A 4113-nucleotide genomic window follows, 5' to 3' on the forward strand; every position below is an offset into this window, starting at 1 on the left:
CCAAAAAGTCAATAAAAACAACGTTCTATTTATGACGTTACGGGTACACCCCTCATCGACATAAGTGCACTATCTTACTTTTTTATTCCTCAATGTTCTAGTCTTCGGACAAATCAAAAAACTCTCTTTCCATATTACCTAATTGGAAAGAGAGTAATAATTGTTTTTATCAGGTTAGTATTGGGCTTAAATTTAATGCCTTATTTACTTCTGAAGTTAAACTGGCTCTTCAGGGGCCACTGGATCTACCGGCTCTTCTGGAGTCCCCCAACGCAGCAACCTTCTCATCTTGGATAAACTGAACAATCATCGCCTGTAATGTTCTTCACTAAATTACCTTAATAAAAAACTCTGTTTCGATACGTTGACACTCAACTGGCGAACTAAATAATCCAAGCTATAACTCTTTTAATTTAACGGCTTTTCATTAATAACTGAATTGCTTGTTCAACGCTTTCTTCTCCAGTACTACCATTTTTGATATTATCCTGTACGCATTCTACTAAATTTTCAGCAACAATTAAACTAATCGCACGATCAATACTGGAGCGCACCGCTGATAATTGAGTAACAATATCCGCGCAGTCTTTTCCTTCTTCCATCATATTCAAAACCCCATACAACTGACCATCAGAACGTTTCAAACGGTTCACAATTTTTTTATCGTATTCCATTAAACGATTTCTCCTCTCCAAGCAGAAATTCCTCCCATTACATTTATCACTTTGTATCCTTCTTGTGCTAATTGTTGACAAGCCATTGAAGAACGCGCACCGGAGTGACACATTACATAATACTCTTGACTTTTATCCAATTTATTTTTTTCAGCTGAAAGATTACTTAAAGGAACATGGATTGCTCCGTCCAGGTGACCATTTTCCCATTCGTTCATTTCTCTAACGTCTACTAAAGGAAGTTTCTCTTTTTTCCATTTTTGTTCAAATTCTGGCATTGATATTGTATTGTACATTATTTTACCACCTTTTCTGGTTTTACTGTTGAGTAAAGAGCAAATGCTCCATCTAAATTTTTGGCTTTATAACCATTTTGTTTTAGCATTCTTTCCGCTATATAGCTGCGCAGACCACTGTGACAGCTCACAATAATTGGTTGATCTTTTGGCAACTCTGCCATGCGGTCTCGCAAACTATCTAAAGGAATATTGACTGCTCCTTTTAAACGGCCGTTTGATTTCAATTCACCTTCATTTCGAACATCCAGCAATAAATATCCTTCTGCTTGCTTGTCTTCTAATTCATGCCATTGCACCGATTCACTAAGGCCTTCCATAAGATTTAAGGCTGTATAACCAGCCATATTGACAGGATCTTTAGCAGAACCAAATGGAGGAGCATAAGTGAACTCTAATTCCGGCAAATCTTGCACCGTCATTCCGGCTTTAATAGCTGTAGCAATGATATCAATCCGTTTGTCTACACCGTCTTCTCCGATGGCCTGAGCGCCATAAATTTTACCAGTAGTCGGATAAAACAATAATTTTAAGACAATGGTTTTTGCATTAGGATAATAGCCAGCATGGCTTTTTCCTTGGATATGAATCACTTCATACACCTCATCAGCTTGTTGCAATTGGCGTTCATTCAAACCGGTCGACGCTGCTGCCATTTTGAATACTCGTACAATCGCTGTCCCGATACTGCCTTTTTTTTTACGCTCCAATCCGCTAATGACATCAGCCACTTGACGTCCTTGACGGTTAGCTGGCGAAGCCAATGCAATCATTGTGTCTTCTCCGTTGATTTGTTGTTTAACGACAATCGCATCCCCTACAGCGTAAATATCTTTTTGGCTAGTTTCATATTGGTCATCGACGACTATTCCGCCGCGTAAACCTGTTTCGACACCAGCTGTCAAAGCTACCGTTGTTTCCGGTTTTACGCCGACAGACATTAAAGTAATATCACTTTCTAAGCGTTCTCCGTTTTCCAATACAACGATTTTACCTTTTTCTTCAAATGATTCAGCCGCCAATCCTGTATATAATCTTACACCATTAGCTGCTAATTCTTTCGTTACATAAGCCGCCATTTCTTCATCGAAAGGCGGCAGTACATGTGGCGCTTTCTCTACAATAGTAACTTCCATTCCTCGTTGGACTAAACTTTCTGCCATTTCTAGCCCGATAAATCCAGCACCTATGACAACTGCTTTTTTAGGGTTGTGTATATGGATAAAGTTGGAAATCGCATCGACATCTGGTACAGAACGCAAGGTGAAAATATTCTCTGCTTCTTCTAATCCGTTTGCTGGCGGAATAAATGGCTTTGCTCCTGGAGACAAGATTAATTTGTCATACCCCAATGTGTATGTTTCTTGATCGGTTTGCACGACCACTTCTTTGTTGTTGGAGTCGATGGAAATAGCTTCACTATTTGGCCGTACGTCTAAATTGAACCTTGCTTGCAAAGCTTCTGGAGTTTGAACTAACAAATCCGTCCGTTCATCAATTTCTCCAGCGACATAATAAGGCAAACCACAATTAGCAAATGACACATATGGCCCTTTTTCTAACACGATAACTTCTGCTCTTTCATCCAAACGTCTTAACCGTGTAGCAGCAGACATACCACCTGCTACACCACCAATAATGACAATTCTCATTAATTCTTGCCTCCTTTTTTTACTCCTGCCCATGCCATCATGCCGCCACGGACGTTGATAACATCATGTCCTTGTTTCAGCAATATTTTCGTCGCTCGTTTACTGCGCATCCCAGATTGGCACACTACGTAGACTTGACCCTTCGGGGGATAGGTAGAAACTTTAGCCAATGGAATATTTTTTGCACCTGGAATATGACCAATTTTGAATTCATGCGGTTCTCTCACATCAATAATTTGCGGCTTTTCGGATAATTTATTCTCCAGTTCAGTAGTTGAAATCGTAGGTGTTTTTTTGAAAAACATATTTTTCCTCCTCATAATAGTAATTATTCTGCTGTTACTTTTTCCATTAAATACTCTTTTAGTACTTCTTTTGGTTGGTAGCCAACTATTTTTTCAATAGGCTGACCATCTTTATATAAAACCATGGTAGGAATGCTCATAATGCCCAGTTGACTAGCTATTACATTGTTTTCGTCAATGTTCAACTTTGCAATTTTAATTTCAGGTGCAAATTCTGCTTCTAATTCTTCTAATACTGGTCCTAACATCTTACATGGCCCGCACCAAGGAGCCCAAAAATCGACTAATGTAATACCCTCTTTTACTTCTGATGCTAATGTTATATCAGTTACTTTTACTGTCATTTGATTGTTCCTCTCCTTTTATCTTATGTCTGTTATTTCTTTTCAATGAAAATGTACTTGGCACTGGATCATATCCGCCTTTAACAAATGGATGACACCGCATAATACGTGCTGCTCCCATTAGAGACCCTTTTGCTGCTCCGTGTTTTTCAATCGCATCAACAGCATAGTGCGAGCAGGTGGGATAATAACGGCAACTCGGTGGAAACAACGGCGAAATTCCTTTTTGATAACCTTTTATACTTAATAAAATGATATTTTTCATTTACATACCCCCACGCGTATTTTGATTATACCCCCATGCGTATTTTTTGTAAAGCATTTTTCAAAAAGAATAAAAACGACCATAATATGTCGGTATTTCCGAATCTTGTATTAAGAGCTAGTGGATAAAGTTACATGACCTTCCTCCCTATGAGCAAAAAAAACTATAGGGGTCCATTTTAGTTCACGAGAAAGTCTTTTTTATATTTATTTAGCAGCGTCCACTACTTCTTTTAATGTTGATTCAACTTCTCTAGCAATCATTGTCAAATTATCATCTTTGATAAAGTCAATTAATACTGTTGGTTTTAGTATTCCAATATACACATCGGCTTCTTTTTCATAAACAACTACCTTACACGGTAAAAAGTAGCCAACTTCAATACGTTTTTCCAATACTTCTTTTGCTTGTTTTGGATTACATACTTCTAATACCTTGTTTTTGAGACAATTAAAATTAGAAAGTTCGTTTTGAAACTATTAAGTTATGAAACTTAACAAAAAAATAGAGTGAATAAGAGACGACATGATTCCTCTCTTATTCACTCTATTTTTTAATCAACAATCTTTGGCCTGAA

The 4113-nt window shown here is 37.9% G+C and carries 6 protein-coding genes and 1 pseudogene; all 7 read right to left on the reverse strand.

Going from position 1 to position 4113, the window contains the following annotated elements; genetic code table 11:
* Positions 1 to 413 precede the first annotated feature (413 nt).
* Entirely contained in the window at positions 414 to 674 is a 261-nt protein-coding gene (locus tag TS1_RS11950; RefSeq protein ID WP_068710703.1) for a metal-sensitive transcriptional regulator, read from the reverse strand.
* On the reverse strand, positions 674 to 970 hold the full coding sequence (locus tag TS1_RS11955; RefSeq protein WP_068710704.1) for a rhodanese-like domain-containing protein: 297 nt from the start codon (positions 968 to 970) through the stop codon (positions 674 to 676). The genes TS1_RS11950 and TS1_RS11955 overlap by 1 nt, the downstream gene beginning before the upstream one ends.
* Positions 970 to 2622 carry an FAD-dependent oxidoreductase gene (locus tag TS1_RS11960; RefSeq protein WP_068710705.1) on the reverse strand — a complete coding sequence of 551 codons (1653 nt, stop codon included), beginning with the start codon at positions 2620 to 2622 and terminating at the stop codon, positions 970 to 972. Before TS1_RS11960 ends, TS1_RS11955 begins: the two co-directional genes overlap by 1 nt.
* Entirely contained in the window at positions 2622 to 2927 is a 306-nt protein-coding gene (locus TS1_RS11965; RefSeq protein WP_068710706.1) for a rhodanese-like domain-containing protein, read from the reverse strand. The genes TS1_RS11960 and TS1_RS11965 overlap by 1 nt, the downstream gene beginning before the upstream one ends.
* 23 nt (positions 2928 to 2950) lie before the next feature.
* Entirely contained in the window at positions 2951 to 3271 is a 321-nt protein-coding gene (gene trxA / locus TS1_RS11970) for a thioredoxin (protein ID WP_002318457.1), read from the reverse strand.
* Positions 3252 to 3536, reverse strand: coding sequence for a membrane protein insertion efficiency factor YidD (gene yidD, locus TS1_RS11975; RefSeq protein ID WP_002318456.1), 285 nt, complete (start codon positions 3534 to 3536; stop codon positions 3252 to 3254). Before yidD ends, trxA begins: the two co-directional genes overlap by 20 nt.
* A gap of 284 nt (positions 3537 to 3820) precedes the next feature.
* Positions 3821 to 3973: pseudogene (locus tag TS1_RS11980) on the reverse strand (DUF302 domain-containing protein); the annotation flags it as partial.
* Positions 3974 to 4113 lie beyond the last annotated feature (140 nt).

This window comes from Tetragenococcus solitarius NBRC 100494, from assembly GCF_001544195.1.
GTDB lineage: Bacteria > Bacillota > Bacilli > Lactobacillales > Enterococcaceae > Tetragenococcus > Tetragenococcus solitarius.

Excerpts from the sequence above, each read along its gene's own strand:
- TS1_RS11950 (WP_068710703.1), bottom strand. The coding sequence starts at position 674 with ATGGAATACGATAAAAAAATTGTGAACCGTTTGAAACGTTCTGATGGT.
- TS1_RS11955 (WP_068710704.1), bottom strand. The coding sequence starts at position 970 with ATGTACAATACAATATCAATGCCAGAATTTGAACAAAAATGGAAAAAA.
- TS1_RS11960 (WP_068710705.1), bottom strand. The coding sequence starts at position 2,622 with ATGAGAATTGTCATTATTGGTGGTGTAGCAGGTGGTATGTCTGCTGCT.
- TS1_RS11965 (WP_068710706.1), bottom strand. The coding sequence starts at position 2,927 with ATGTTTTTCAAAAAAACACCTACGATTTCAACTACTGAACTGGAGAAT.
- trxA (WP_002318457.1), bottom strand. The coding sequence starts at position 3,271 with ATGACAGTAAAAGTAACTGATATAACATTAGCATCAGAAGTAAAAGAG.
- yidD (WP_002318456.1), bottom strand. The coding sequence starts at position 3,536 with ATGAAAAATATCATTTTATTAAGTATAAAAGGTTATCAAAAAGGAATT.